21 protein-coding genes are annotated in these 25,907 nt (G+C 59.4%); 13 read left to right on the top strand and 8 right to left on the bottom strand.

The annotated features are described in order from the left end of the window. The 4 genes from PQR62_RS24090 to PQR62_RS24075 all read right to left on the bottom strand — a co-directional run. On the bottom strand, positions 1-324 hold a 324-nt coding region (locus PQR62_RS24090; protein ID WP_408160616.1), incomplete at its 3' end, for a hypothetical protein. 150 nt (positions 325-474) lie between these two features. Continuing rightward, the gene (locus PQR62_RS24085; RefSeq protein ID WP_408160615.1) at positions 475-1,149 is read right to left on the bottom strand and encodes a hypothetical protein; all 675 of its coding nucleotides are present in this window, start codon (positions 1,147-1,149) and stop codon (positions 475-477) included. Further along, positions 1,146-3,839 (bottom strand): hypothetical protein, encoded by a 2,694-nt coding sequence (locus tag PQR62_RS24080; protein WP_408160614.1) that lies wholly within the window; start codon positions 3,837-3,839, stop codon positions 1,146-1,148. Before PQR62_RS24080 ends, PQR62_RS24085 begins: the two co-directional genes overlap by 4 nt. A 175-nt stretch (positions 3,840-4,014) precedes the next feature. Beyond that, a complete protein-coding gene (locus PQR62_RS24075) occupies positions 4,015-4,932 on the bottom strand; it encodes a LysR family transcriptional regulator (protein WP_408160613.1) in 918 nt (305 codons plus the stop codon). Between the two features lie 157 nt (positions 4,933-5,089). On the opposite strand from PQR62_RS24075, the gene PQR62_RS24070 reads away from it, so the two are divergent. From PQR62_RS24070 to PQR62_RS24060, 3 genes are all read left to right on the top strand, one after another. Further along, positions 5,090-5,821, top strand: a complete 732-nt coding sequence (locus PQR62_RS24070; RefSeq protein ID WP_408160612.1) for an orotate phosphoribosyltransferase — start codon at positions 5,090-5,092, stop codon at positions 5,819-5,821. A 5-nt stretch (positions 5,822-5,826) separates the two neighbouring features. Then, the gene (locus PQR62_RS24065) at positions 5,827-7,101 is read left to right on the top strand and encodes a hydantoinase/carbamoylase family amidase (RefSeq protein WP_408160611.1); all 1,275 of its coding nucleotides are present in this window, start codon (positions 5,827-5,829) and stop codon (positions 7,099-7,101) included. A gap of 372 nt (positions 7,102-7,473) precedes the next feature. Further along, on the top strand, positions 7,474-9,108 hold the full coding sequence (locus tag PQR62_RS24060) for a methyl-accepting chemotaxis protein (protein ID WP_408160610.1): 1,635 nt from the start codon (positions 7,474-7,476) through the stop codon (positions 9,106-9,108). Between the two features lie 16 nt (positions 9,109-9,124). Here the strand turns inward: PQR62_RS24060 and PQR62_RS24055 are convergent, their stop codons facing one another. Beyond that, complete coding sequence (locus PQR62_RS24055; protein ID WP_408160609.1) at positions 9,125-10,027, bottom strand: LysR substrate-binding domain-containing protein; 903 nt, start codon at positions 10,025-10,027, stop codon at positions 9,125-9,127. Positions 10,028-10,285: 258 nt separating this feature from the next. Here PQR62_RS24055 and PQR62_RS24050 point away from each other — a divergent pair, with 258 nt between their 5' ends. The 8 genes from PQR62_RS24050 to PQR62_RS24015 all read left to right on the top strand — a co-directional run bounded on the left by PQR62_RS24050 (position 10,286) and on the right by PQR62_RS24015 (position 18,597). Next, entirely contained in the window at positions 10,286-11,134 is an 849-nt protein-coding gene (locus PQR62_RS24050) for a transporter substrate-binding domain-containing protein (protein ID WP_408160608.1), read from the top strand. A gap of 68 nt (positions 11,135-11,202) precedes the next feature. Next, complete coding sequence (locus tag PQR62_RS24045) at positions 11,203-11,865, top strand: amino acid ABC transporter permease (RefSeq protein ID WP_408160607.1); 663 nt, start codon at positions 11,203-11,205, stop codon at positions 11,863-11,865. A gap of 3 nt (positions 11,866-11,868) precedes the next feature. Then, positions 11,869-12,594 (top strand): amino acid ABC transporter permease, encoded by a 726-nt coding sequence (locus PQR62_RS24040; RefSeq protein WP_408160606.1) that lies wholly within the window; start codon positions 11,869-11,871, stop codon positions 12,592-12,594. 3 nt (positions 12,595-12,597) lie between these two features. Then, entirely contained in the window at positions 12,598-13,323 is a 726-nt protein-coding gene (locus tag PQR62_RS24035) for an amino acid ABC transporter ATP-binding protein (RefSeq protein WP_408160605.1), read from the top strand. A 170-nt stretch (positions 13,324-13,493) separates the two neighbouring features. Continuing rightward, complete coding sequence (locus tag PQR62_RS24030) at positions 13,494-14,810, top strand: NAD(P)/FAD-dependent oxidoreductase (RefSeq protein ID WP_408160604.1); 1,317 nt, start codon at positions 13,494-13,496, stop codon at positions 14,808-14,810. Positions 14,811-14,866: 56 nt separating this feature from the next. After that, on the top strand, positions 14,867-16,384 hold the full coding sequence (gene argH, locus PQR62_RS24025; protein WP_408160603.1) for an argininosuccinate lyase: 1,518 nt from the start codon (positions 14,867-14,869) through the stop codon (positions 16,382-16,384). Positions 16,385-16,478: 94 nt separating this feature from the next. Further along, on the top strand, positions 16,479-17,174 hold the full coding sequence (locus PQR62_RS24020; RefSeq protein ID WP_408160602.1) for an SDR family NAD(P)-dependent oxidoreductase: 696 nt from the start codon (positions 16,479-16,481) through the stop codon (positions 17,172-17,174). 220 nt (positions 17,175-17,394) lie between these two features. Next, complete coding sequence (locus PQR62_RS24015; RefSeq protein ID WP_408160601.1) at positions 17,395-18,597, top strand: serine hydrolase domain-containing protein; 1,203 nt, start codon at positions 17,395-17,397, stop codon at positions 18,595-18,597. Between the two features lie 34 nt (positions 18,598-18,631). On the opposite strand, the gene PQR62_RS24010 is transcribed toward PQR62_RS24015, so the two are convergent. Further along, positions 18,632-19,540 carry a LysR family transcriptional regulator gene (locus PQR62_RS24010; protein ID WP_408160600.1) on the bottom strand — a complete coding sequence of 303 codons (909 nt, stop codon included), beginning with the start codon at positions 19,538-19,540 and terminating at the stop codon, positions 18,632-18,634. A 194-nt stretch (positions 19,541-19,734) separates the two neighbouring features. Here PQR62_RS24010 and aceB point away from each other — a divergent pair, with 194 nt between their 5' ends. Continuing rightward, entirely contained in the window at positions 19,735-21,321 is a 1,587-nt protein-coding gene (gene aceB, locus PQR62_RS24005) for a malate synthase A (RefSeq protein ID WP_408160599.1), read from the top strand. A 735-nt stretch (positions 21,322-22,056) separates the two neighbouring features. Next, positions 22,057-24,360: a catecholate siderophore receptor Fiu gene (locus tag PQR62_RS24000; protein WP_408160598.1), complete on the top strand. Its 2,304-nt coding sequence runs from the start codon at positions 22,057-22,059 to the stop codon at positions 24,358-24,360. 116 nt (positions 24,361-24,476) lie between these two features. Here the strand turns inward: PQR62_RS24000 and PQR62_RS23995 are convergent, their stop codons facing one another. Together PQR62_RS23995 and PQR62_RS23990 are read right to left on the bottom strand one after the other, a co-directional pair. Beyond that, entirely contained in the window at positions 24,477-25,076 is a 600-nt protein-coding gene (locus PQR62_RS23995; protein WP_408160597.1) for a MarC family protein, read from the bottom strand. 492 nt (positions 25,077-25,568) lie between these two features. Then, positions 25,569-25,772 carry a cold-shock protein gene (locus tag PQR62_RS23990; RefSeq protein WP_408160596.1) on the bottom strand — a complete coding sequence of 68 codons (204 nt, stop codon included), beginning with the start codon at positions 25,770-25,772 and terminating at the stop codon, positions 25,569-25,571. Positions 25,773-25,907 lie beyond the last annotated feature (135 nt).

Raw genomic sequence — 25,907 nt, 5'->3', positions numbered from 1 at the left:
GGCGACCCATTTTTCTTTTTGACGATCAAAATTTACCCATCCTTTGTTAACCATTGGATCATCTGAGCTGTAGCACTTCATTCTTATCGGGTGTTCAGCTATGAAATAAGTAAAATCATCCAAGTCGGCATATCTGGAGTCAGTAAAACGGATGTGGCAGGGAACATAAGGCACAAAGTTCGCTGCTCTCATCTTCGTCACCATCTCCTCGGTGTAAACCATGTCGCGTTTAACGCTTTTGTTTTTCTCGGACGCTTGCGCTGAAAATAGAAGAAAAAGTGTTGGGATCAGTACTGTTATGGCAGTTGTTCTAAATGAATTCACTGCTCTCTCCTCGGAGTGTGATTTTCGGGATATCGGGTATATTAAGGAGGAGAAATACCTCTGAGACCTGATTAAGGTGCGCCGTTGGCGCACCTTTCTTTTTATGTACACCAAGAAAAGAACGGGACGGCCGGAGATTGATTTCAATGTTCACTTCTCGTCTGCGATGCCTGCAGTTTCAGGCGCATCCTCAATGAATTCCATACTCTTCAAGATCTGAAAGACATAGGGGAGAGTATCGCTTTTCGGATCAGAAAGGCGCATCACTATGCCGTTGCCACACAGCGCTTTTGGCGGACGAAGAAGACAGAAGCTCATGTTGCGGTCGCGGCGCGATTCTTCGCCAGTCAAATCATTTTCTGTGTAGACATACCCGGTAGAGTTTTTCGCATGGATTGTGTAGACGCGAGAAGCGGCATTTAATCTCCTGCGGTTTTCTGCACTGTTCACATAGTCGCGTTCGCTGAAATCTTTTTTCCATGTTTGTGTATTCTCATCGAATCTGACGCTTGTATCTCTAGGGAAATGCAAGTCAGTTATGTTGAAGCACATCATATTTACGGACAGCGATCCGTTACTGATTTTCTTTGGAAACTCTGAGATAGAAAATCCACCGCCATTGCTTTGACGTCGGACGCTATAACTTCCTCCCATTGTTCCTCTGAACGGGATTGCCGCTTCGACGTGGCAGCGACTACCTAAATTGGCTCGACGCACTATGGCTTCACTTACGTGATCGGCATGAGCAATGCCTTGCCAGGAACTGCTGACTATGAGGATATTCGTGATAGTCAGCTTTGCCAACTTTTCTAGATATTTGTTCATTTTTTTTTCCTTGGAATATTTCCCTCCGGATATTCAAGATCAAACATTCCATTTTCACGAGGAAAATATTGCTCTCCTAGCACGGCAAGTGCTTGGGCCCAAGGAACACAACGGTCTACAAAGCCGTTGAGTTGGGAGTCCCATAAAACATCAATTTTTTTTGGAAGATTTACCGATGCGCTTGCGCGCCAGAATGACGGACTCCGGTAATACACTTTGGTATTTTGAGAAACTGAAATAAGACAGCGTTCAATAATGATTTTTTCATCGGCATATAGTGGCATTCCGATCCAAGCCCAATATGCACCAGCACTATCTGCAGGGGCAATCTTACTTTCCTCCTCCTCAAGCTCGGTTTTTCCTTGAATATGATCTCTCCAGAGTCTCATTTCTTCCGTCACGCCGGATATCTTGTCGGCTAAATGAGCGTTAGCTTTAGCGGCGATATCCCCATTTTTATCTTTTCTTGCGGTATTAGCGGCGCTTGTAGCATTCGCAAGTTGTATTTCGACTTGACTATTGATTGTTCGCCCTCTAAATCTCCAGTAACGAATGTAATTTTCCACATGGGTCAATTGTAAAAACCCCCTACCATCCCATGGGGAGTACCACGCAGATTTATTTTCTTCGTACAGTTTTCCTAGCCACTGCGTTTCTTGAATCGCATTGCCTAGGAATGCGGCCATCCGTTGATGGTTATTAATTCCGTATTTGCGGAAGCTTAGATTGAGCGGAATTCGATGGAGTTTAAGTACGCTACTCGGCGCTGTCGTGTTTGTGGATACAGTTTCCCAAACCGCCTTCGTTCCCGCCTTGGTTTTAGACACACGCAAAACCTGCATGGGCAACAGCTGCACAAACTCCCCCTCACTCAACCACTTGCACTTCCTGAAATGCTTAATAAATTCCACCGGATGAAAATGCCACTGGGCTTTCAGATAAGCGGCTGGTAGCTGGTCGAAGCACATGGCTTTGCAGTGCTGGCAGAATTTTTCCCAGAACTCCGGGCTGGCATTGCTTGCTTCAAATTGTTTCTTGACCCAGTCGTAACGTTGCAGGACGCTGGCCTTGTCCCATTCACTCGGAAATTTACAGATCACGCGGCGCAGTTTTTTTCTGAGGTCAGCGTCGCCCAGTCTGCTTGCCAGCAGCTTGTCGTCTTCGCGGGGATCCGGATGCGGCTCTTCCCCGACCGTGCGCAGCAAAATTTTCAGGTGGTCCGAGTCGCATCGTTGGTCGTCTGGACTACAGTCGTCGTCGTAGCAGTTCCAGCCCATGACCGGCAAGAAGTCCGCATCGCTGAATTTGAAAGTGCCGGCTGCGTTCAGGTCGGCCCAGACTTCTTTGCCTTCCACCGTCTTGATTTTTCGCCAGTGCGCGACGTTTGCGGGCAGGGGATCTTTGTCGTCCGGGCTTCTGCCGAGGTTGCGGCCGAAGCGCAGTAGTTCGTACCAGCCGGAAGGGCTGCTGGCGACCTGCGGATGCTTATTGGCGTCCAGATACAACTGATATTCGCGGTACCTGTTGTAGTTACTGTTGGCGCAGGCCACGGGAGTGGTGACGGCATCGCCATGGTTCATCATTGGCCGTTGCGGCGTGTCTGAAGCTTCTTTGGCCGCATCGGGCTGCAGATGCTGCGCAGGTATTTCTTCTTGGGCGCGGATGATTTTTCGCCAGCGCGCGACGTTTGCGGGCAGAGGGCCTTTGTTGTCCTGGCTTCTGCCGAAGTTGAGTCCGAAGTGCGGCAGTTCGTACCAGTCGGGAGGACTGCTGGCGATCTGAGGACGAGGGGCGACAAGACTTTGATGGCGCTCATTGGCCTCCTGATACAACTGATATTCGGCCTTGAGATCTTTGCGCGTTCCGCCGTATTTCCCATGCATGTTGTAGCTGCTGAGAGCGCAGGCCCCGGGAGTGATGCCGGCATCGCCGTAGTCCATCATGATCCATTGCGGCGTGCCCAAAACTTCTTTGGCCGCATCGAGCTGCAAATGCTGCGCAGGCATTCCGTCTTGGGCGCGGATTGGCGTGGTGGCCGGCAGGTAGTAATAGACACTGCCGAAGACAGCATCTGTTCTTCCATCTGCAGTCGGAGCTTCGTGTGGGTCTCTCCATGCCGATGTGCGACCTGTCAGTTTTTTGAGATTGGCGTCGTCGCAGCAGATTTCAAAGTGGAGTTGCGCTTGCCGGCCATAGACCTGGCCGGCATGGCCCAACTGATCCTTGCGATAGATTTTCTGGCCGGCGCGGAAGTTGTTCATCAGCAGCGCAAGATGCATGTAGACGCTGTAGTACCTGACGACGGTCGGGCTGGCGGTGTCTGCGCCGATTTCGGTTTCGTGTTCGATGATGATGCAGCCGTTGTCGCTCCATGCCGGTCCCGTGCCGAAGGGGTTGTAGTTTTGCCCATGCCTGGCATCGCCATTGGGCTTGGTCGGCGGCTGTACAAAGATGATGGTGCCGTCGGCGATGGCGCGCACATTCAGACGGCCGCCATTGGCGCGTGGCGCTTCCAGATGTACGCCGTTATGCCAGACCAGACTGCTGCTGATGGGGAAGCTGCCTTCCGGCGCAAAGGTGCCCGTCGAATTTGATGCCGTCGGCGGCATGGAGGCTTCGAGTATCGCCTCGTCGTTGCCGTAATGCGTCTGCATGTCTGCAGTGAGAATAAAGGGAGGGCTGATGAGCACGTCGATAACCTGTGGCTTGAGAAGCTGAGGCTATTGACTCCCGCTCTGCCAAGAGCAGTTTTGCCGGGTTGCCATAGCCTGAAGAGCAGGCATTACAGCATCGGCGCTCAAGGTGCGTATATCGAAGTTGGTAGATTTATTGCTCTTCTTTTGTTCTCAATGCCGCTGTGCGCAGCTACTTTGCCGTTCCAAACTGCTCCACAAAACTCCTCCCCGGGGCATCCAGCGCCGCAAAATCAATCGCATATAAATTCAGCGCGCGCACCGCCCAGTCGTCGCTGAGTTCGATGGCGTGCAGGCGGCGCTGGCCGAGATTTTCAAAGACGCCGACCGGCATTACGCCCAGTCCCATGCCGCATTCGATCATGCTGCACATGGCCGAGAGGCTGTCTACTTCGATGCGCTGGCGCAGGATGCGGCGCGCCTTGCCGGCGGCGCGGTTGAGTACGGTTTGTATGGTGCTGCTGCCGCGTACGCCTATCTGTTCGTAGTCGAGCGCTTGTGCGTATTCCAGTTTTTCCAGCGCGGCCAGCGGGTGGTCGGGCGGGGTGACCAGCACCAGTCTTTCGGTACGGTAGGGCCGCGATTGCAGCGATGAGACTTCGTCGCTCAGGCAGCAGATGCCGAGATCGGCTTCGTGATTGAGCACGGCGTGCACCACGGTGCTGCTGCTGCACTGGCGCAGGTCGATGCGGATGTCGGGATGGCGCTGCGCGAACAGCGCGAGGTCGGCCGGCAGGAATTGCTCGACGGCGGAGGCGCTGGCACTGAGGCGCACGCGTCCGCGCACGCCGCGCGACAATTCGGAGAGATCGACGCGCAGCCGCTCCACGTCTTCGAGTATGGCGCCGGCATGCGCGATCAATTGTTCGCCGAGAAAGGTCGGGCGCACGCCGCGCGCATGGCGTTCCAGCAGCGGCGCGCCTATCATCGCTTCCAGTTCTGCCACCCGTTTGCTGAGGGCCGAGGCGGCCAGTTGGCCGCGCTCGGCGGCGCGCGCAATACTGCCGCTGTCGCAGATGAGCACGAACAGGTCCAGCGTGCCGAGGTCGAGCTGGCGCAGGAAGCTGCGCGAAGAGAGGTTGGATGACATGGTCTTGATTCAGTGCGGCGGGCAGGAGTGCAAGCCCCAGAGGATACACCGCGAGCCATCGCCGAATGGAACGGCTGGGGAGAATTTTCGGCGCTTCTCATGCCTGCGCATGCAGCCTAGCATCGCCCCTTGATCATTCCACGCGAAAGCGGCGCCCATGCCCTCCGAATTTCTTCATGCGCTCAATGCGTCCAATGATGCATCGTCGACAACATCTTCCCCGGTTTCGGCTTCACCTTCTGCGCTGATCGCGCAGGCGCTGGTGAAGGTCGGCGCGGTGCGCATCATGAGTGAGCAGCCGTTTGTGTACACCTCCGGCTGGGCCAGCCCGGTCTATGTCGATACCCGTCTGCTGATGTCCGATGTGGCCTTGCGCCGCAAGCTGATCGACATCGGTGCGACGCAGATCGCCGAGCTGGTGACACGCAGCGGCATCAATGCCATCGTCGGCGCCGAAAGCTCGGGCATCGCCATGGCGGCGTGGCTGGCGGACCGGCTCGATCTGCCGCTGCTGTATCTGCGCAAGCGCGCCATGGGCTGGGGTACTGCGGCGCGGCTGGAAGGCCGTCTGCCGGCTGATGCGCGTCTGCTGTTCATCGACGACGTGACCACCGATGCGCGCTCCAAGATCGTCGGCGTCTCGGCCCTGCGCGGCACCGGGGCGCAGGTTGAGGATTGTCTGGTGATTCTCGATTACGCGATCTATCCCAAGACGCAGGCGCGTCTGGCGGAACACTCCCTGAACCTGCATTCGCTGACCAACTGGCGCAGCTTGTGTGATGCGCTGCGCGCCAGCGGAACACTGTCGTCCGACGTGATGCAGAATCTCGCCGCCTTTACCGAAGACCCGGTGCGGTGGTCGGTGGAAAACGGCGGGGTGGGCGTATGAGCGGCATGAACGATATGGCAAACGCCATGAGCACACAGGAACAATTGGCCTGCCTGATTCTGGATGAAGTCGCAGCGCTCACGCGCGACGGCGAAGGCATCACGCGCGAAAGCTATGGCAAGGGCGAAGAACTGGCGATGCAGGCCATTGAAAATTATGCGCAGACCATGGGCCTGATCGCCGAGCGCGACGCCGTGCAAAACCTGTGGCTGCGTCTGCCTGAGGACAAGCGCGATGCGCCTGCCGTGGTGATCGGTTCGCATCTGGATTCGGTGCCGCAAGGCGGCAACTTCGACGGCCTGGCCGGCGTGGTGGCCGGCATGCTGGTGCTGGATCGCTTGCGCGATGACATCGAATCGGCACCGCCGGTGCGCGTGCTGGCGCTGCGCGGCGAAGAGAGCGCCTGGTACGGCAAGGCCTATACCGGCTCGCTGGCGCTGCTGGGCCAGTTGCCGGCCAGTGCATTGCAGTTGCGTCATCGCAGCGGCACAGGCACTTTGGGCGAAGCGCTGGCAGCCTGCGGCGCGGATGTGGATGCGATTGAGCGCGGTAAGGCGGCGGTCGATCCGAAGCGCATTGCCGCTTATCTCGAGCTGCATATCGAACAAGGCCCGGTGATGATCACGCGCGGCTGGCCGACCGCCATCGTCACCGGCATACGCGGCAACATGCGCCACAACCGCGTGACCTGCATCGGCGAGACCGGCCACTCCGGCGCGGTGCCGCGCTGGCTGCGCAAGGATGCGGTGCTGGCCGTCGCCGAGCTGCTGTCGCGCATGGACGAGCATTGGCGCGTGCTGCTGCAGATGGGCATGGATCTGGTGATGACCACCGGCATCTGCACCACCCCGGCCAATTCGCACGCGGTGTCGGTGATTCCGGGTGAGGTGCAGTTCAGCTTTGAAGTGCGCAGTCAGGACAAGGACACGCTGGAGCGTTTCTATCAACTGATGCAGGATGAGTGCAGCGCGATTGCCAGGGAGCGTGGTGTCAGTTTCGAGTTCGATCAGCGTCTGTACTCGGCGCCGGCGACCATGGATGCCGGCTGGATCAAGGCATTCGAAGAAGCCGCATCCGTCAGCGGCGCCTCAGCGGTGCACATCCCCAGCGGCGCCGGCCACGACGCCGCCGTGTTCGCCAATGCCGGCATTCCATCCGGCATGGTCTTCATCCGCAATGCCAACGGCTCGCACAATGTGCACGAGGCGATGGATACGGCGGACATGATGCAAGGCGTGGAGTTGCTGATCGGCGCCTTGCAGGGCCGCGGGGCGCCGTGATCCGGTCCTGAACCAGCTGCTCATCGAAGGCCCCGGCATTGTCCGGGGCTTTTTTACGTGCGCTGAGTTCTCATGGGCGTGCGCGGCCATGCCTGCCTCACCATCCGGGACAGATTTGCTTATCAACTTTCCAATAGATCGCTACGTTCACTGAGGATAACTGCTTTATTTATGAAGTAGCTCCGCATTTGCCATCTGCTCTGCGCTTAGCCGGATTGTCCGCGCGGTCGTCGCGTGAGATATTTCCTTAGCTTAAATTTTTCATGTTTTTGCTTCAGGGAAAGAGGTTCGCTGAGTAAGGCGACCGTGATCTTATTAAAAAAACTAAAACATCGGCAGCTTTACAGGCGTCGATATCAGGGACTACACAGCATGAACATCGTCGGCAACATGAAAATCGGCAAGCGCCTTAGTCTGGGCTTTGCCATCGTTCTCGCGTTCTCCATCGTCATCACTGCAATCGGCATCTGGCGCTTGCAGACGGTGTCGACGGCGACGCGCGAAATGATGAACGAGCCACTGAAAACGGAACGTCTGATCGGCGACTGGTACGCCAATCTTGCCAGCGGTATCCGCCGCACCATCGCCATTGCCAAGAGCAGCGATCCGGCGCTGGGCCCGTATTTCGCTGAAGAAGCGGCGGCATCGTCGAAGAGCTCGGGCGAGTATCAGAAAAAGGTGGAGGCGCTGCTGAGCTCGGATGAAGAGAAGCAGCTGTTCCAGAAAATCGGTGAGCAGCGCAAGATCTATCTGGCCTCGCGCGACGACATCAGCAAGGCCAAGGCGGCCGGCAATATCGAGGAAGCCACGCGTATTCTGGACAAGATATTCGTACCCGCCGCCACCGCGTATCAGGACGCCATGCGCCAACTGGTGGAAGTGCAGCGCCGCGAGATCGACCAGACCGCGCTCGAGATCGACGCCATCGCCGAGCGCAGCCGCATGCTGCTGCTGATACTGGAAGGTCTGGTGCTGGTGCTTGGTGTGCTGTGCGCGCGTTTTCTCACCTTGGGCATTACGCGTCCGCTCAATACCGCTGTCGACATTTCGCGCCGTGTCGCCGAAGGCGATCTGAGCAGCGACGTGCAGGTCAAGTCCAGGGATGAGACCGGACAACTGCTGCAAGCACTGAAGGATATGAATTCCAGCCTGCGTCGCATCGTCAGCAATGTGCGCAGCGGCACCGATACGATTGCTACTGCCTCCGGTGAAATTGCGGCGGGCAATCTCGATCTGTCCTCGCGCACCGAGCAGCAGGCCAGCGCGCTGGAAGAAACCGCATCGTCGATGGAGGAGTTGATCTCCACCGTCAAGCAGAACGCCGACAACGCGCGTCAGGCCAACCAGCTGGCCGAATCGGCCTCGGATGTGGCGGCGCAGGGCGGCGGTGTGGTCAGCCAGGTGGTCGATACCATGGGTGCGATCAATGAATCATCCAGGAAAATTGTCGACATCATCAGCGTGATCGACGGTATAGCGTTTCAGACCAATATTCTGGCGCTCAATGCCGCGGTGGAAGCCGCCCGTGCCGGCGAGCAGGGCCGAGGCTTTGCGGTGGTGGCATCCGAGGTGCGCAGTCTGGCGCAGCGTTCGGCTGCGGCCGCGAAGGAAATCAAGGTGCTGATCAGTGACTCGGTGGAAAAGGTTGGCAACGGCAGCCGCCTGGTCGAGCAGGCCGGCGCCACCATGAGCGAGGTGGTGCAAAGCGTGAAGCGCGTGACCGATATCGTCGGTGAAATCAGTTCGGCCAGCCAGGAACAGAGCGCCGGCATCGAACAGATCAACCACGCGATTACGCAGATGGATCAGGTCACGCAGCAAAACGCGGCGCTGGTGGAAGAAGCGGCGGCCGCTGCCGCCTCGATGCAGAATCAGGCCGACAGCCTGGCGCAACTGGTGAGCGTGTTTAAGCTGGACGGAGGTGCTGCACAGAGCATGCGGCCGACTTTGGCGCGCCATGAAATCGACGTTACGCCGGCAAATAGATCGCGTTTGAAGGGAGGCTGAGCGCTTGTTCTCTGCTTCAGCTTGAGTATTTCGCCACCGCCAGATCGATATGCGCGCGCGTCATGCGGATGAAGTCCTTCACGACCGGGTTGTGATCATGGACGCGCGGATAGACCACATATCCCTCAAACAGAATTTCGGTGTCGAAAGGGCGAAATACCACGCCGGTGTGTTTGTTGGTGGCGGCGACCAGCGGATTGACCAGTCCTATGCCAAGCCCTTGCGCCGCCAGCATGCAGGTCAGCGCGCCATAGGGCGTCTCGATGGCGGGCGTGGGCGTGACGCCGGCTTGCTCCAGGGCCTTGTCCAGCGTCAGGCGGGTTTCTTCTGCGTGCGAGGGCAGGATCAGATTTTCTCCTTCCAGATCATTGACCGTGATGATCTTGCGGCGCGCCAGCGAATGACGTGAGGGTACCGCGCACAGCGCCGGGAGCTTGTAGAGGGTTTCGGCATTCACCCCCAGCGTTTCGGCGGCGATGGTGGCAAATCCGATGTCGCAGTAGGACGACGAGGTCCAGCGTCGCACCGTCGATTCGCTGCGCATCTCCAGCGACACCATCACGTTCGGATATTTCTCCCGATACTCCACCATCACCTCCGGCATTACCGATTGCACGATGGCCGGCGTCCCCGCCACGCGCAGGCGGCCGGTGCCGAAGATACGGATCTGGCGCGCCGACTGCGTCAGATTGTCGAGTCCGACGAAACTGCGTTCGACTTCCTGATAGAAGGAAGTGCCGGCATCCGTCGGCTGCAGGCGCCCGGCATTGCGCGTAAATAATTTCAGCTTGAGTGATTCTTCCAGCTCGCCGATCAGACGGCTGATGCTGGGCTGCGAAGTGTGCAGCTCTTCGGCGGCGGCGGTCATGGTTCCGCGCAGCATGATCAGGCGAAAGGCTTCAATCTGTCTGAAGTTCACGGTGGTCCTTTTTCATCAACATCTCTCTCGTTTGTCTGCCTGAGGCGCGGTGGCCCAATCAATGCGCCAGTCCATGCGCGATGGCATCCAAAAACGGAGCAACAGCCATGCCAGTGCGCGCGGCCCGGCGTTTTCAGACGAATGCGAGCCCATATCAGGAATGAATAGTAAATGTAAAAAATGATATTTGACGATATGTTGACGTGACTCATAGAATTTATTCCAAGAACTCGTCAACAACTTCAAAAGGGGTAATTCATGGTACGCATCAAATCGGGGCTTTCTGCACTTTGCGCATCGCTGTTGCTGGCGGGTCTGGGCCTGACTGCCTGTTCGGTGCGGGCCGCCGATCTGCCGCCGCTGCCCAAGGAGATCAAGGACAAGGGCGTGCTGAAGGTTGGTGTGCGCTGTGATCAGCCGCCTTACGGTTTCAAGGATGCGGCCGGCAACTACGCCGGTATCGAGACCGAAATGGCGCTGCAGATTGCCGAGTGGGCCTTCGGTTCACGCGACAAGGCGGAGCTGACCTGTGTCACCGCCGAGAACCGCATCCCGCAGCTCACCGGCAAGAAGGTCGATCTGCTGTATGCCACGCTGGGCGTGACGCCCGAGCGCGCACGTGTGGTCGCTTTCAGCGATGCCTATCGCTGGGACGGTTCCGATGTGGTGGTGCTGAAGGACAGCCCGATCAAGCATATTGCCGATCTCAAGGGCAAGACCGTGATTGCGCTCAAGGGCTCCAATCAGGCACGCTGGTTTGAAGAAAAAATGCCGGATACCGAAAGCATGCGTCTGAACTCTACCGCTGATGCCTTGCAGGCCCTGAAGCAAAAACGTGCCGATGGCGCCGCCTTCGACATCGCATTGCTGGTGGGTATCACCAAGAGCGACAGCAGTCTGCGTCGTCTCAACGAACCCTTCCTGCTGGTGGATGCCTCCGCCGGTTTGCGCAAGGGCGAGACCGAATGGCTGGCCTACGTCAATGCCGCTCAGGCGCGCATGAAGGCCGAGGGCCTGTATCGCAAATGGGCCATCAAGTGGGCGCCGGAAGGCACGGTCGAACATTACGCGTCCGGCTTCGAGAGCAAGCGTCCGGTCGAGAAATAATTCGTATCGATACGATCGGGCAATAAGCTCAAGCAATAAGTTCAAGTAGCCACCGGGGAATCCGCATCATGGATTTTGATGTTCATTACATCTACGCACAGTTGCCCGCGCTTTGGCGCGGGCTGCTGATGACGCTGGAAGTCAGTTGCCTCTCGATCGCGATTTCAGTGCTGGTCGGGATAGCAGGGGCGGCCATCAAGGTGATGCGGGTGCCGCTGTTGACGCCGGCGATCAACGCCTACGTCGAGTTCATCCGCAATACGCCGCTGCTGGCGCAGATGTTTTTCATCTACTTCGGTTTGCCCGGCATCGGTCTCACGCTGTCGCTGTTCTGGTCCGGCGTGCTGACCTTGTCGCTGTGGGCCGGCGCCTATCAGATCGAAAACATACGCGGCGGCCTCAACACTGTGCGTGCCGGTTTGCAGAACGCTTCCTTCGCGCTAGGCATGCGGCCCTGGCAATACATGCGGCTGATCGCCATGCCGCTGGCGTTGCGCACGAGCCAGGCCTCAGTGCTGAATACCTCGATCTCCTGTCTCAAGAATTCCTGTTTTCTGCAGGCGGTCGGGCTGGCCGAAATCACCTATGTGGCGATGGACAAAGTCGCGATGGATTTCCGCACGCTGGAAATGATGCTGGTGCTGGGCGTGACCTATCTGACGCTGGTGCTGCTGATGTCGCTGTTGTCGGCCTGGCTGGAACATCGGCTGCACAAGCCTTTCAGGATGTAAGCCATGGACCTGCTCACCAACAATCTGGGTTTTATCGGCAAAGGCCTGATGATGACGCTGGCGCTGTCGCTGGCGACGCTGATCTGCGCCACCCTGGTGGCGGCCGTGATGGGGCTGGCTGCCGTCGCCCGGCTGCGGTCGCTGCGCTGGTCGGTGCGCAGTCTGACCGAATTGTTCCGTGGTCTGCCGCTGATCGTGAATGTGTTCTTTGTCTATTTCGGCATGCCGATTTTCGGGCTGGAGCTCACACCCTTCGTTTCCATCGTCATCAGCCTGACGCTGTGGGGCGGCGCCAATGGTGCGGAGATCGTGCGCGGCGGTTTGCGCGCGGTGCCGGCGCATCAGCTCAGCAGCGCGCTGGCGCTGGGCATGAAACCCTGGGAAGTGCTGCTGCTGATTCAGGTGCCGCAAGCCTTTCGCAGCATCCTGCCGGCCTACGTCGGCATGATGACGCAGATCGTGCAGGCGACCACGCTGGGCACTTTGATTGGCGTGACGGAGTTCATGCGCGTCGGCCAAAACATCGTCGAACGGGTGACAGTGATGGATGGCCGCAACCCGGCTTTTGCGGTCTATGCCGGCGTGCTGCTGGTGTACTTCGTGATCTGCTCGCTGCTGAGCGCCTGGGGCCGCCGTCTGGAACGTCGCAGCAGTCGTGCTCAAGCACCGCTGGCGGTAGAAGAAGAGCCGGCGCCGGCTGCAGTTTCACCCTCCATGTTGAAGGCCTGAACCATGATCTCCCTCCGCAATGTGCGCAAGCAATACGGCGACAAGGAAATCCTGAAGGGCATCGATCTCGATGTGCTGCCCGGCACGTGCACCGTGCTGCTGGGCCCGAGCGGCTCCGGCAAGAGCACGCTGATCCGCTGCATCAATGGACTGGTGCGGCCCGAGAGCGGCGCGATCGCCTTGTCCGGCGCGCCGGTGGCGCTGCACGACGAAGGCAGCTGGCAGCGGCTGCGCACGCAGGTCGGCATGGTGTTTCAGGACTACAGCCTGTTTTCGCATCTGAACGTGATGGACAACATGACGCTGGTGCCGGTGCGGCGCGGCCTGATGAACAAGCCGACGGCGCAGCAGGAAGCCTTGCTGCTGTTGCACAAGGTCGGTCTGGCGCACAAGGCGCAGGCCTATCCGGGCGAATTGTCGGGCGGCCAGCAACAACGCGTGGCGATCGTGCGTGCGCTCCTGATGCGGCCGCGCGCCATGCTGTTCGACGAGCCGACCTCGGCGCTCGACCCGGAGGCCATCGGCGGCGTGCTGCGCATCATGCGCGAGCTGGCGGCGGACGGCATGACCATGATCGTGGTCACGCATGAGATGCGCTTTGCGCGCGAAGTGTCGGATCAGATCGTCTTCATGGAAGACGGACAGATCGTGGAGCAGGGGCCGCCTGAAGAAATTTTCGAGCGTCCTAGACAGGCGCGCACGCGCGCGTTTTTTTCCAATATTCATTAATCATGACGCGCGCCGGATCGGCGTGAAAAAAACAAGATGTCAGCACGGCGGCCGCTTTCCGTTCTCCGCAAGTGCCTGACAGTTCTCTTTCAGTGATGGAATTTTAAGCGTCCGGGGTTCACCTGAACCGCCGGCTTACCCTCTCTTTGTCTCAAAAATGGCTGACCGAAATGGCTAACTCAAAACAACTGCTTGCCGACAACTTCAATACCAATCCTTATTGGTGGGATGCGGCGCCGCCGGAAACCGCATTGGATGACTTGCCGGGCAAGGTCGATGTGGTGGTGGTAGGCAGCGGCTATTGCGGCCTGACGGCGGCTGCCGAGATGGCCGGCGGCGGCGCCAGCGTGGCGGTGCTGGATGCGCAGGAGCTGGGCATCGGCGGCAGCACGCGCAGCGGCGGCATGGTCTCGAGCGGACAAAAGCTGGTGGTCTCAAATGCGATCAGCGGCGTTTCGCCTGATCGTCTGGAGCGGCTGTTGCGTGAATCGCTGGCCAGCTTCGACTATCTGAAAGAGTTGGTCCAGACCGAGTCGCTGGATGCCGACCTGCACATCAGCGGTCGCTTTTTCGGCGCCTATACGCCGGCGCATTTCGAGCGTCTGCGCGGTCAGGGCCAATTGCTGCGCGAAAAGACCGGCGTCACCGTACATGAAATTCAACGCAAGGATCAGCACGCTGTAATCGGAAGCGACTACTACCACGGCGGCATCGTGGTCGACGAATATGGCGGCCTGCATACCGCCAAATACCACCGCAGCCTGCGCGATCTGGCGCGCCGCCGTGGCGCCGGCCTGTTTTCGCATGCGCCGGTGGACCGCATCGAACGCGCAGGCAGCGGCTTTCGCGTGGTGACCGGTCGCGGCAGCATCAGTGCTGCGCACGTGGTGCTGGCGACCAACGGCTACACCGGCGGCGTGGTGCCGTATCTGCAAAAACGCGTGGTGCCGGTGGCCAGCTATCAGATCGCCACCGCGCCGCTGCCGGCCGGCCTGATGACCAGACTGATTCCGGGCCGCCGCATGATCAGCGACTCCAAGCGCAATCTGTTTTACATCCGTCCTTCGCCGGACGGCACGCGGATTCTGTTCGGTTCGCGCCCGACCATCAATGACATCCCCGAACGCGAAGCAGCGGGCCTGTTGCATCGCAAGCTGGTGGAGGTCTGGCCGGAGTTGCAAGACGTTCAGATCACCAATTGCTGGAAAGGTTATGTCGCCATGACCTGGGACAAGATTGCCCACATCGGCGAGCAGGACGGTTTGCATTATGCAGTCGGTTGCAACGGCAACGGCGTGGCGCTGATGACGTATCTCGGTTCGCGCATCGCGCGCAAGGTATTGGCCAAGGCCGACGCCGCCTGCGCCTTTGACGAGGGCAGTTTCCCCGGCAGTCCGCTGGGCGGCGCGCAGAGCTGGGTAGTGCCGTTCGGCGCCGCGCTGTATCGCATCGGCGATCGTTTCGATGCGCTCGGCCGCCGCAACTGAGCAGCAACAGACGGAATTCCGACCGGAAACGGCTGAACCAAAGAAGGGCGCGGGGCATGAGCGAGATAGGCAAACGGCTGGCGCAATTGCCGGCAGATGAAATCCGCGAAATCATCTATCGGCCGCAATTGACGCAGGTTGATGGCGACGATTTCAAGGCCATGCTGGATCTGAACAAGGCGCATCTGGTCATGCTGGCCGAGTGCGGCCTGATCGATGCCGCCACCGCGCGGCAACTGGCACAGGCGTTGTTGAAGATGAGCGTGACGGGGCTTGATGTACAGCCTGATGCCGGCGCGGTCGATACCTTGCTGGAAGATGCCTATTTCGCATTCGAAACAAGGCTCGCGGCGGTGGCCGGCACGCATGCCGCCGGTACTTTGCATCTGGCGCGCAGCCGCAACGACATCGGCGCCACGCTGGATCGCATGCGTGCGCGCAGCTATGCCTTGCGCATCGCCGAAGGCTTGCTGGAGGTGCGCAGCCAATGCGTGACGCGCGCCTTCGATTACACCGAGCTCATCCTGCCCGGTTACACGCATCTGCAACCGGCGCAGCCGATCTCGTTTGCCTACTATCTGTCGGGCTATGAAACCGCGCTGGAGCGCGACAGCCAGCGTCTCGTCACTGCCGCCGCCGGCATGGACGAGTGTGCGCTGGGCGTGGCGGCACTGGCCGGCAGCGGCTTCGCCATTGATCGCCGGCGCACTGCGCAGCTATTGGGTTTCGAAGGCATCACGCGCCACGGGCTGGATACCGTGGCCTCGCGCGATTTCATGCTGGAGCTGCTGTCGGCAGTCAACTTGCTGGGCGTGACCTGGAGCCGCATTGCGCAGGATTTCCACGTCTTTGTGAGCGATGAGTTCGCCGTTTTGGAACTGCCGGACCGGGTTTCGGGCATCTCCAGCATCATGCCGCAAAAGAAAAATCCGATTGCGCTGGAATTTCTGAAAGCGCAATCGGCGCGCATCACCGGCGCTTTGATGGGCAGCATCACCGCCGTGCGCGGCACGCATTTTTCGGTCTCGCTCGATGCGATGCGCGAAGGGCTGGCCGATGGCTGGGCGGTCCTGAAAAACACGCCGGCCCATCTGTCCCTGCTGCGGCTGGTGATGGAAAGCGTGGCGCCGCGCGCGCAGGCGCTGGAAGATCGCTGCAACCGCAATTTTTCCACCGCCACCGATCTCGCCGATGCCTTGGTGCGCCATTGCGGCTTGTCGTTTCGTGAGGCGCACCACATCGTCGGCGGTGCGGTCAGGCTGGCGCTGCAACTGGGGCGCGATGCCACCGGCATCGACGCCGCCTTGCTGGATCAGGCCGCACAATCCGAAATCGGGAAGCCGCTGGGCTTGCCGGACGCGCTGATCGCGCAATGCCGGGATGCGCGTCAGGCGCTGCTGCAAAGAACTACGCCCGGCGGCGCCGCGCCCTCGGCGGTGCTGGAGACACTGCGCGAATCGCAGCGGCGCCTGCAGCAGACGCGCGAGCAACTGGCGGCACGTCGCCAGACGCTGGCACAGGCCGATGCGGCGCTGGAGTCGGCGTTACAGGCTGTGGCGGCGAACGGGCGCTGAGGCTGCACTTCGCTGATTTGCCTGCTGATTCGCGTTCAACTCAACATCAATTCAAAACACCAACTCAAACCACCAAATCAACAATGGAAATGCTATGGAAAAAGTCGCTCTGATTTCAGGCGCATCGCGCGGCATCGGCCTGGCGGTGGCGCATGAGCTGCTGGCGCGCGGCTATCGTTTGTCGCTGGGTGTGCGCAATCCTGCGGTGCTGCAAACCGTGTTCCCGGATCGCACGCGGGTCTTGCTGCAGCGTTACGAAGCGCGCGACACCGAATCGCCCAAGGCCTGGGTAGCGGCGACGCTGGCAAACTTTGGCCGCATCGATGTGCTGGTCAACAGCGCCGGCATTTGCAAGCATGTCGGGCTGGAAGAGGGCAGCGAAGAGTTGCTGGAAGAAACGCTGGACATCAACGTGAAGGCGCCGTATCGCCTGCTGCAGGCGGCCTTTCCGGCGCTCAAGGTGTCGGGCGAGGGACGCGTGATCAATCTCTCGTCCTTGTCCGGCAAGCGGGTGCGCAATCTCAACGTCGGCTATCAGATGTCCAAGCATGCGCTGATCGCCTTGAATCATGGCGTGCGCCGCGCCGGCTGGGAGTTCGGCATCCGCGCCACGGCGGTGTGCCCCGGTTACGTCAATACCGAGCTAGCGACCGCGATCAGCGACATGCCGCCGGCCGAGATGACCAGCGCGGAAGACCTCGCGGCGCTTATCGCGCACACCATCGCCTTGCCGAACACGGCCTCGGTGGCGGAGTTGCTGGTCAATTGCGCGTATGAAAATCTGATGTAGCGCGCAGGTGGTGGCGGCCTGATCGCGATTGGATTGCAATTGGACTGCAATCAGATCGCAGTCAGACGGCTGTCAGCCTGCCATGCCAATATTTCCCGCGATCGTTCACTTCCAGGCAACCGGGACAGAGGATATGGCAGACATCCGGCAACATAATCAAAACATCAGATCGACATTCAAACTTGGCCTGTTATTGACCGCGGTGGCCGCAGCGGCGTCCATGCCGCTCATTGCCGGCGCCGCCCCTGACGAAGATGCGTTGGGCAAGGCAGCCGGCTATCCGGCCGCCAGCAATCTGGCGCAGGCCTACCAGACGCCCTACATCGTCGGCTCATTCAGCGCCATGGACAGCATCACCGCCTCGTGTTCTCAGGCGCCGGCCGAGCATCCCGCGCCGCTGGAAAAAGCGCCGGCCGAGACCGTATTCAATTATCGTTTTCGCGGTGGCGGCTGGACGCTGGATGATTACATGCAGCATCAGCGCGCGACTGCGGTGGTAGTGGTCAAGGATGGCCGCATCGTGGCTGAGCGCTACAACTACGGCCGTAAGCCGGAGATGCGCATGCTGTCCAACTCCATGGGCAAGACCATCGTGGCGCTCGGCATCATGAAGGCGCTGGAAGAGGGCAAGATACGTTCGCTGGACGACCGCGCCGCCGACTATGTGCCGCAACTGGACGGCTCGCTGTATGGCGGCACGCGCATCGTCAATCTGATGCGCATGGCATCGGGCGCGCGCTATGTGGAGGACTATTCAGGCAATGACGACCGAGCCCGCTTCAACCGGACGGCCCGCGCAGCCGGCACGCTGGCTGCGGCGCGCAGCGTGAGCGAGCGCGAATATCCCGAGGGCGAGCGCTTCAACTACGCCGGTCCGCAGACCACGGTGCTGGGGCTGGTGCTGCGCGCCGCCACCGGCGCCGGCCTGTGCGAATACCTGGGCGAGAAAATCTGGAAGCCGATAGGCGCACAGTCCCGGGCCACCTGGCTGCTCAACCCGGTCGACGGGATCGAGCAGGCCCAGGGCGGTTTCAATGCGGTCGTGTATGACTATGCGCGGCTGGGCATGATGCTGGCCGCCGACGGTCAGGTGCAGGGGCGCACGGTGATCGCGCGCGAGCATCTGCTCGACATGACCGACGCTGCGCGCCAGCCGCAGGCGTTCCGGCCCGGCCAGATGCAATATCACGGCGGCACTTACTTCGGCTACGGCTTGCAGACCTGGATCCTGCCCGGCAGTCATCGCCGTTTTGCCTTGCTGGGCGTGTACGGGCAAATGATTTTTGTCGATCCCGACCTGAATCTGGTGGTGGTGCACATGGCGGTCGGCAAGGATGCGGCGGGTGACGCCAGCGGCGCGCATCTTGGCGCCGAGCGCGACGCCCTGATGCGCGGCATCGTGGCGACTTACGGTAACTGGTAATGGCAGAAGGCTGGATGTTTCAGTCCGCAATAGCTCAGGCCGTATGCCGCCAATAATCCGGCTGGGCATAGGCATGCCGTAAGAAATCCACAAAGGCGCGTATCCGCAGCGGCAGGTGACGGCGTTGCGCAAACACGGCGTAGATCGCAGGCGCCGGCGCGGCGTACTTGTCCAGCACGGTCACCAGTTCGCCGGATTCGATCGCGGCGCCGACTTCCCACATCGAACGCCAGGCCAGGCCTTTGCCGTTGAGCGCCCAGTTGTGCAGCACTTCGCCATCGTTGCAGACCATGTTGCCGCCCACTTTATAGACGCTGACCTTGCCGTGCTGCTTCAGGCTCCAGCCGCGCTGGCTGCCTTCGCTGCTCATGGCCAGACAGTTGTGGCGACTCAGCTCGTCCGGCGTTTGCGGGCTGCCATGACGGCGCAGGTAGGCGGGGGCGGCGACGATCACCCGGTCGTTGTCGGCCAGCTTGATGCTGATCAGATTGGAATCGGTCAGGGTGGCGATGCGGATGGCGACATCGATGCCTTCACCGATGACGTCGGCGATGCGGTCGTTCAGGTTGAGCGTGAGGCTGACGTCGCGATGTTCGGCCAGAAAGGACGGCACCAGCGGCGCCACGTGCTGGCGGCCGAAGCCGGCCGGCGCCGAGATCAGCAGCTCGCCGCTGGCGCGGGCGCTGCGTTCAGACACCGCCGACTCGGCATCCTCCAGTTCGGCCAGGATGCGCTGGCAGTCTTCCAGAAAGGCCGTGCCTTCATTGGTCAGCATGATCTTGCGCGTGGTGCGCTGGAGCAACTTGACGCCCAGCCGTTCTTCCAGCGCATCGAGCCGGCGGCCTATCATGGCCGGCGCGATGCCTTCGGCGCGGGCCGCCGCCGACAGGCTGCCCTTGGCGGCGACCTCGACAAAGGTGGAGATTTGCTTGAACTGATCCATAGGCGTAACCTCGGGGACGATTCGCCATTATCTGGCCACTTGTGACTAAAATGCAAAGATAAATTGATAAAACGTTCTACTCCTATCGATTTGGTTTAAATATACTGCGTACACAAGATCTTGATTCGATGCAGCATTTGCGGGCATCGATCAGGCACAAATTTCAGTGACATTCTTTTCTTGAGGAGCCCAGCATGACGCAATTGAAGCTGCCAACCGGCATGGAAATTTCCGGTGAAATCAAAGCAGGTTATGAAAACATCCTGACGCCGGATGCGCTGGCGCTGGTCGCCAAGCTGAGCCGCGCCTTCGAAGGCCGCCGCCAGGAACTGCTGGCCGCGCGCGTCGAGCGCGTCAAGCGTCTGGACGCCGGTGAGCGTCCGGACTTCCTGAAGGAAACCGAAAGCGTGCGCAAGGGCGACTGGAAGATCGCACCGATCCCGAAGGCACTGGAATGCCGCCGTGTGGAAATCACCGGCCCGGTCGAACGCAAGATGGTCATCAACGCCTTCAACTCGGGCGCCGACAGCTACATGACCGACTTCGAAGACTCCAACTCGCCGGTGTGGGACAACCAGATCAGCGGCCAGATCAATCTGTTCGACGCCATCCGCCGCACCATCTCGCTGGAATCGAACGGCAAGAGCTACAAGCTGAACGACAAGATCGCCACACTGGTGGTGCGTCCGCGCGGCTGGCATCTGGATGAAAAGCACGTCACCATCGACGGCAAGCGCGTCTCCGGCGGCATCTTCGACTTCGCGCTGTTCCTGTTCCATAACGCCAAGGAGCAACTGGCGCGCGGCGCCGGCCCTTACTTCTATCTGCCGAAGATGGAATCGCATCTGGAAGCGCGTCTGTGGAACGACATCTTTGTGATGGCGCAAAACGAAATCGGCCTGCCGCAAGGCACCATCAAGGCCACCGTGCTGATCGAAACCATCACCGCCGCCTTCGAGATGGATGAAATCCTGTACGAACTGCGCGAGCACAGCTCGGGCCTGAACGCCGGCCGCTGGGACTACATTTTCTCCTGCATCAAGAAGTTCAAGAACGACAAGGACTTCTGCCTGGCCGACCGCGCCAAGGTCACCATGACCGCGCCGTTCATGCGTTCTTACGCGCTGCTGCTGCTGAAGACCTGCCACAAGCGCGGCGCACCGGCCATCGGCGGCATGAGCGCGCTGATCCCGATCAAGAACGATCCGGAAAAGAACGCCATTGCGATGCAGGGCATCATCAACGACAAGCGTCGCGACGCCACCGACGGCTACGACGGCGGCTGGGTGGCGCACCCGGGTCTGGTGGAAGCATCGATGAAGGAATTCGTCGACGTGCTGGGCGACAAGCCCAACCAGTTTGAAAAACAACGTCCGGACGTCGAGGTCAAGGCGGCCGATCTGCTGAACTTCCAGCCGGAAACGCCGATTACCGAAGCCGGTCTGCGTTACAACATCAACGTCGGCATCCACTACCTGGGCGCCTGGCTGGCTGGCAACGGTTGCGTGCCCATCCACAATCTGATGGAAGATGCCGCGACTGCCGAAATCAGCCGCGCGCAAGTCTGGCAATGGATTCGCAGCAGCAAGGGCAAGCTGGACGACGGCCGTAACGTTGACGCGGCAATGGTGCGCGCGATGATTCCGGAAGAGCTGGCCAAGGTCAAGGAAGTCGCCGGTAACGGTCCGACCTACGACCGCGCCGCCACGATCTTCGAAGACATGTCGACCTCGGAAACCTTCGCTGAATTCCTGACCTTGCCGCTGTACGAAGAGATCTGATGCGGCTTGGCGATTAGCGGAAGAGCGCTGATCGCAGCCTTGCAAGCAGGACAGAAAAGCCTCGTCATCTTTGGATGGCGGGGCTTTTTTATTGACGAGTGCCGGCCTGAAAGATCAAGAATGCCGGTGCACGAATAGCGGCAAATGCTGCGATGCGAACAGATCAGGAAAACCTGACTGACGCGGGCAGGCGCTCATCAATATGTCGAGAGATTTTTCTGTTCGGCCAGGGATCGATTCTCGTGAATTCCGCGATGACAGAAATCATGCGAGACGATTCATTTTTCTTTTTGAGAAGCGCGATGCAAAAAACTGATTTTTTGGTTTTTCGTCTTCAGGCGTTTGCTGCCTGCGAAGCAGTTCTCTAAATTTGCGCGGTCACCGTTCGCATCTGAAGTCACGCTTTTCCCGCATGAGCTTGCGAGGCAGGAATCGAAGCAGCAATTCTTCCCACCATGGCTTGCGCTTTTCAAACGATGCAAATCGCTTGATGCCTGGTCGCTCAGCCCTGTCTGAAACTGCAGATCAAGCAACGCACATCATTCGCGCCAGCCAGCCTCACAGCCAGTCCGCATCATCCCCGAATGTTCATGAGCTTCCGCAGATCGCGAGCGCTTCACGGCGCTTGCGCTCTGCGGATTTCTGCATGCGTGCAATTGCTCGGCCTTGCTTCTGAGCGTGCAGCGGTGACGCATTCATTTTTCGTAAGTCACCAGTTCAATCAGGGGTCTGTCCATGGCATATATTCGCAACACCAAGCACGGCAAGGCCGTGCGCACTCATGCATCAATTCACTCATCGCTGCATTTATCGATTCATTCTTCGATTGCAGCATCAGCCCTGGCGCTGTCGCTGAGTCCGGGGCAGCTCATGGCGCAGCAGACGGGTGGCCAGACTTTGCCGCATATTGAGGTCTCCGGGCAGCAGGCGGCCGAAGGCTTCAAGGCAGATCAGGCCAGCTCCCCCAAATTTGCCAAGCCCTTGCTGGATACGCCGCAGACCGTGGTGGTGATCAAGAAGGAGCTGATGAACCAGCGCGTCGCCACATCGCTGACGGAAGCTTTGCGCAACACGCCCGGCGTCGGCACCTTCAACGTCGGCGAAAACGGCAACTCGCAGAGCGGCGATGCGATCTACATGCGCGGCGTCAGCTCGGCCAACAGCATCTTCGTGGACAACATACGCGACACCGCCGCCATCACACGCGACATGTTCAACATCGAGCGGGTGGAAGTGATCAAGGGCGCCGGCGGCCCGGATAACGGGCGCGGCTCGGCAGCCGGTTACATCAATCTGGAAACCAAGCTGCCGCATCTGGAAAACGCTGCCGCGCTTGACGTCTCTTACGGCAGCGGCAACCAGAAGCGCCTCACCGCCGATCTCAATCGCGTCATCGATGCAGAGTTGGGCAGCGCTTTCAGGCTCAATCTGCTCAAGCAGGAAAGCGGCGTGCCGGGGCGCCATCGGGTACGCAACAATCGCTGGGGATTCGCGCCTTCCTATTCGTTCGGCCTGGGAACGCCGACCCGCGTTCATCTCTACTACGCGCACGTGCAGCAGGACAACATTCCCGATGCCGGCGTGCCGACAGTCGGCCTGCCTGGCTTCTATGATCCGCGCGCGACAGGCAAGCGGGTGTCGACGGTGGACTCCGGCAACTTCTATGGCGCACCGACGGATCGCAATACAGTGCGCTCCGATACGCTGAGCGCACGTATCGAGCACGATTTCAGCGCCGATCTGAAGCTGCGCAATATTTCCCGCTATGGCGCCACTTCGCAATTTCAGAGACTGGCAGCACCGTTTTTCTCCAGCGCGGCGGCCTATGCCGCATCGCTGAATCTGAGCAGTCCGAATCCGGCCAACTGGACTGTGTGGCGCTTGCCGCAGGTACGCGACGTCGAAACCGAAAGCTGGGTCAACCAGACCAGCCTCAGCGCCAGGTTCGCTACCGGCGAAGTGCGCCACACGCTGATCACCGGTGTGGATTTCAGTCGCGAGAGTGCGCGTTCGTGGGGATATTCCGGTACCGGATATTCGGCAAGCGACCGGCCGGTCAATCTGTACTCGCCAGATACTCAGCAAGGCCTGACCCGCAGCAGTGCCAGGAACGGCAGTGAGGAGCAGGGGCGCACCAATACCGCCGGCGTTTATTTGTTCGACACGCTGGACCTGACGCCGAGCTGGCAGCTGGCGGCAGGCGCCCGTCTGGATCGTTACCAGACCCGCTACCAGAGCAGGGCGAGCGACGGAACCACGGAGGTCGTCGATAAATCGGGCAGCTTGCTGAACTGGAAGGCATCGGCGCTGTTCAAGCCGGCGCCTGAAGGCAGCGTCTATGTTGCTTACGGCACCTCGCAATTGCCGCCGGGTGGCAGCTCGATGTTGCTCAATACGTCGACCACACGACTCAATGCCGACAGCCCGCGTTTCGATCCGCAAAAGACCAGCACGGTAGAGGTGGGCACCAAATGGGATGTGCTGGACCGCAAGCTGGCCCTGACCGCGGCCTTGTTCCGCACCACCGTCACCAATGAGATCAAGCAGGATGCGACCGATGCCTCGGTCTATGTTCAGACCGGCAAGAAGCGCATGCAAGGCCTTGAACTGGGCGTTGTGGGTAACATCACACCTGCATGGAGCATCAGTTCGGGCCTGGCCATCGTCAACACCAAGGTAATCGATGGCGGCAAGAGCGAATCCGGCGCGGCGCTGAACTGGTCACCGCGACTGAGCTTCACCTCGTGGAGCAGTTATCGCGTCGGCGGCTTGACCTTGGGCGGCGGCGCGCGCTATGTCGACTCCATGACACGTCAGCTCAATAATGCGGCAGGCGCCACCACCAACATGCCGGGCGTGCAGTCTTACTGGATAGTCGATGCCATGGCGTCTTACGAAATCAATCCGCATGCGACACTGCAATTGAACGTCAATAACCTGATGGACAAGCGCTACATCGGCGCCTTGAACAATTCGGGCGCACGCTACATCCCGGGCGAGGCGCGTTCGGCCTTGCTGAGTCTGAATCTGAAGTATTGATCCAGGGTATTGCAGAACTGTTGCATGCCAATGAAAAATCCCTTCCGTCGCCGGAAGGGATTTTTTTATGGAGCGGAGCCGTCTGCGTCGTCAGAGCCAGCCGTAATCTCGGGACATCACAAGGAATGCACGTATTCGCGTATCCCGGTCAGCAGCATCTCGGTCGCCATCGCCGTCAGTATCAGGCCCATCAGACGTTCAAATGCGGTCATCACGCGCGGACCCAGGGTGCGCTGCAGGCGTTCCGCAGAGAGCAGCACGATCAGCCAGACCACGGCTACCAGCAGCAGGGCGCCGACATGCAACGTCAGTTCGATGGTGTCGGTCGAGGAAAACAGCAGTACCGTCGCCAGCGCCGAAGGACCGGCCAGTGCCGGAATCGCGAGCGGCACGATGAAGGGTTCGTGGTCGCCGCCGGTGTCGCCGAGGATGCCGCCCGGTTGCGGAAAGATCATGCGTAGCGCAATCAGAAACAGCACCACGCCGCCGCCGATGCGCAGGGCGACTTCGGACAATTGCAGGGCATTCAGGAAGTGGCGCCCGAACAGCATGAATAACAGCAGCAGCACGAAGGCGATCGCGCATTCGCGCAGCACCACCAGCCAGCGACGTTCCGGCGTCACCTTGTTCAGCGCACTGACGAAGATAGGAATATTGCCGAACGGGTCGGTGACCAGAAGCAGCAGGATGAACGATTGGAAGAAGCTTTGGGTCATGGATGCAATGATGGAGTGACGAAGCTGGCCTGCGATTTCGCTTTGGACGAGTTGAATGAGTGCAGGCGGAGAAGATAACAGAATGTGCTTTTACGCAAATCGATTTCTGTCTCTGATTTTTTCACTCTGCGTTTGATGGTCTTCACTTTCCTGTGAGCGGAGACTTCGGTTTCGATCTGCTTTTCGTGAGGGGAGATCGCGGGAGGTGGACAGGTGCAGCCAGCTCAATGAAACGATGGCGTACTCAGGCCTGCGACGAGGGCGGAAGCAGTTGTCACACATCGCCCGGCAGTCGGATAGTGAACAATATCAAGACATGAGCTATTTGCGATCATGGATCAGCATGGTTCGGCATCGGCAGTAACAGGCAAAGCACTTATGCTTTGCGCAGTGGACGCGCCGGGAAAACATTGCGATTGCAACAGGCGTAAAAAAACCCCGACGAGTCGGGGTTTTTTTCATCGTGCTAAGTAGTGATCTGTTGATCAGAACTTATTGTGGAACGATGTTCGAAGCTTGCTTGCCCTTAGGGCCAGTTGTCACTTCGAAGGAAACGCGTTGGTTTTCCTTCAGCGACTTGAAGCCGCTGCTGTTGATAGCCGAGAAGTGAGCGAACAGATCTTCGCCGCCTTCATCAGGTGTAATAAAACCAAAACCTTTTGCATCGTTGAACCACTTGACGGTACCAGTTGCCATTATTGGACTCCTAATTTGTTGATTGGGGCTTGCGCCCGGCTCTTTATCGTTACTTGGAGAGGAATGACAGACTAATACCGCACTACCAGCTCGAATCTTAACGACGCGTCGATTATACCGATTAAATCGCAAATG

Source organism: Herbaspirillum lusitanum (assembly GCF_046025995.1).
GTDB lineage: Bacteria > Pseudomonadota > Gammaproteobacteria > Burkholderiales > Burkholderiaceae_D > Herbaspirillum > Herbaspirillum lusitanum_A.
Note: the sequence above shows the minus strand (reverse complement) of the source record. Positions and strands in the feature narration are given on the sequence as shown.

Excerpts from the sequence above, each read along its gene's own strand:
- PQR62_RS24085 (WP_408160615.1), bottom strand. The coding sequence starts at position 1,149 with ATGAACAAATATCTAGAAAAGTTGGCAAAGCTGACTATCACGAATATC.
- PQR62_RS24075 (WP_408160613.1), bottom strand. The coding sequence starts at position 4,932 with ATGTCATCCAACCTCTCTTCGCGCAGCTTCCTGCGCCAGCTCGACCTC.
- PQR62_RS24070 (WP_408160612.1), top strand. The coding sequence starts at position 5,090 with ATGCCCTCCGAATTTCTTCATGCGCTCAATGCGTCCAATGATGCATCG.
- PQR62_RS24065 (WP_408160611.1), top strand. The coding sequence starts at position 5,827 with ATGAACGATATGGCAAACGCCATGAGCACACAGGAACAATTGGCCTGC.
- PQR62_RS24060 (WP_408160610.1), top strand. The coding sequence starts at position 7,474 with ATGAACATCGTCGGCAACATGAAAATCGGCAAGCGCCTTAGTCTGGGC.
- PQR62_RS24050 (WP_408160608.1), top strand. The coding sequence starts at position 10,286 with ATGGTACGCATCAAATCGGGGCTTTCTGCACTTTGCGCATCGCTGTTG.
- PQR62_RS24045 (WP_408160607.1), top strand. The coding sequence starts at position 11,203 with ATGGATTTTGATGTTCATTACATCTACGCACAGTTGCCCGCGCTTTGG.
- PQR62_RS24040 (WP_408160606.1), top strand. The coding sequence starts at position 11,869 with ATGGACCTGCTCACCAACAATCTGGGTTTTATCGGCAAAGGCCTGATG.
- PQR62_RS24035 (WP_408160605.1), top strand. The coding sequence starts at position 12,598 with ATGATCTCCCTCCGCAATGTGCGCAAGCAATACGGCGACAAGGAAATC.
- PQR62_RS24030 (WP_408160604.1), top strand. The coding sequence starts at position 13,494 with ATGGCTAACTCAAAACAACTGCTTGCCGACAACTTCAATACCAATCCT.
- argH (WP_408160603.1), top strand. The coding sequence starts at position 14,867 with ATGAGCGAGATAGGCAAACGGCTGGCGCAATTGCCGGCAGATGAAATC.
- PQR62_RS24020 (WP_408160602.1), top strand. The coding sequence starts at position 16,479 with ATGGAAAAAGTCGCTCTGATTTCAGGCGCATCGCGCGGCATCGGCCTG.
- PQR62_RS24015 (WP_408160601.1), top strand. The coding sequence starts at position 17,395 with ATGCCGCTCATTGCCGGCGCCGCCCCTGACGAAGATGCGTTGGGCAAG.
- PQR62_RS24010 (WP_408160600.1), bottom strand. The coding sequence starts at position 19,540 with ATGGATCAGTTCAAGCAAATCTCCACCTTTGTCGAGGTCGCCGCCAAG.
- aceB (WP_408160599.1), top strand. The coding sequence starts at position 19,735 with ATGACGCAATTGAAGCTGCCAACCGGCATGGAAATTTCCGGTGAAATC.
- PQR62_RS24000 (WP_408160598.1), top strand. The coding sequence starts at position 22,057 with ATGGCATATATTCGCAACACCAAGCACGGCAAGGCCGTGCGCACTCAT.
- PQR62_RS23995 (WP_408160597.1), bottom strand. The coding sequence starts at position 25,076 with ATGACCCAAAGCTTCTTCCAATCGTTCATCCTGCTGCTTCTGGTCACC.
- PQR62_RS23990 (WP_408160596.1), bottom strand. The coding sequence starts at position 25,772 with ATGGCAACTGGTACCGTCAAGTGGTTCAACGATGCAAAAGGTTTTGGT.